The organism is Haladaptatus sp. (genome assembly GCF_049589095.1).
Classification (GTDB): Archaea; Halobacteriota; Halobacteria; order Halobacteriales; family Haladaptataceae; genus Haladaptatus.
Map to the genome: position 1 here is coordinate 1 of NZ_JBAWAC010000384.1, position 1,974 is coordinate 1,974.

A 1,974-nucleotide genomic window follows, 5' to 3' on the forward strand; every position below is an offset into this window, starting at 1 on the left:
GATACCTGTATTTCATCGCTCCAGACGAGTTCACCGTTCACCTCGACCGGAACGACTTGTTTCGAAAGTTCAGCTTGGAGCTGTTCCGCGGTCAATGTCAACGTCGTCACTGGCGCGGACCCCAAAAACCGTTTTTGCGACCAGTCGTGATGGAAATTGACATGAGTGCCGAGTCCGAACAGATAGGTCAAACACACGCTTATCTCGACCTCGAACCGGTCTTCGCCGACTCGCTCTATCTTCAGATACCGCGGATTCCCCTTCTCATTCTGGACGAGCGACACACCTCCATCGCCCATGACCGTGTACTGGTAGCCGTGTACCGAATGGCGCTGGGCGATGGATAACGCGGTTCGAAGCGTGAATCCACGGTTCAGAAGACGAGCCAACGTCTGCCCGAGTTCCGTCGCCATCGGGTTGCCAACCGGGGAGAGCGTTACGACGCCACCCTGACTCCCCTTCTTGACGAGTTCGTGCCCCTGTTCGTAGGATTGGCAGGCGTTCAACAGAAATGCGGACACGCCGACCTCCGGAATCGACCGCACATCGAGCGACCCATCGGAACAGAGGAATCCGTTCTCGTCTACGTGGCCGATATAGTGGATGAAATCAGCCGGCTGGGCCAGCAGATCTGCGAGCTCGCCACGCGATAGATCGTAGTGTGCGATCACGTCGAAGTCGAGCATGTCCTGTAATCCGTATATCTCACGAACGACGTTCTCGTCCATCATCCCCTCGTCGTTACAGACGACGTGTATGGTGATGGTGTCCGAAGAAGGGCGACGGTCGATACGCCCTCGAAGCGCGCTTACATCCAGTTTGTTGACCTTCAGTGGGTATCCCGGGCCTGCCCACGCCTGCTCGACGACGTTCGGCATCGCGTCCACCTGAAATATGTCGTGCTCGTCCACCGCTTCCCACCCGCTCGCCCCGCGAGTCAGGGCACCCGATATCGAGGATCGGAAGAACTCCGTCTGGGCGTTGGACATCGAATTGGCTGCTTTGGGGGTTGGTTCGTCCGGAATTCGGACGAGCGCGAGGTCACGGGCGAGGTACGGTACGTACTCGATACCGCTCGCCGTCGGGGCGAGATCAACCCCCAACTGCCAGTTCGGGACGAACGGTTCGAGCGTCTCGAACGGCACCGAAAGGTATGCCGCGAGTCGTTCCGGAAGCGGGGTAGTATAGAGTTTGGCGAAGTCGAAATCGACCAGTGGTTCGACTCGTTCTCGCTCGTGGAGTTCTATCCGGTAGTAGCCTTCCGTCCGGGTCAGACAGTCCAGCAGAAACGTTTGTCGGAGGACGCGGCTGACGGTTTCGCCGTACCCCTCGGAACCGACGAGCGGGTACTCGAACGATCCGGCGACGAGACGTGGGTCGTCCCCTGGGATCACGGTCGCACCGAGATAGTACGCGAGCGGCGCTATCGGATAGACGTGTTCAGGGTCCGGTGGGACGACGAGTTCGACACCCGAATCGACGGGTTCGAGGGTATCGGGCGCGGAAAACTCCTCACCGTACTCGATGAGCGGCGGATGGCCCCGAAGTGTAGGGAACGAGCGCTCGGGCGAGAGCGTCTTCAGCGCCGATCCGAACAGCGAGATGGCGCGCATAACGTCCCGGATGTCGTCGGTGACGGTTATCGTCCCCGCTGGCTGGTCGTGGTACGAGCGCGCACCGACGTACACGGTGGTGTCGGGGTCGAACGAAAAGAAAGCGCTCTTTCCTTCGTATTCGATTCGCATCGAGCTATCGAGTAGCAGATACAGCTTCATCGGTGCCGAACTCAGCTCGACCAGATACGCCCCGGATTCGAAGGAACAGTCCGATTCGTTCGAGGTTTCAGCCACCATCGTGCCGTCTCGCTGGCGAATCGTTATGGGCACCGATTTCGGTACTTCGAGAGCGGTCGTCTCGATTTCGACGGCGGCATCGACCGGAAAGTAAAACATCGACGTGTCGGCAGGCATCAAA

General features: G+C 59.0%; 1 protein-coding gene. It reads right to left on the reverse strand.

Annotated features, from left to right (window positions below):
• Nucleotides 1–1,974 (reverse strand): hypothetical protein (locus WBV42_RS12060; RefSeq protein ID WP_423986256.1); only part of this gene is annotated, 1,974 nt, incomplete at both ends.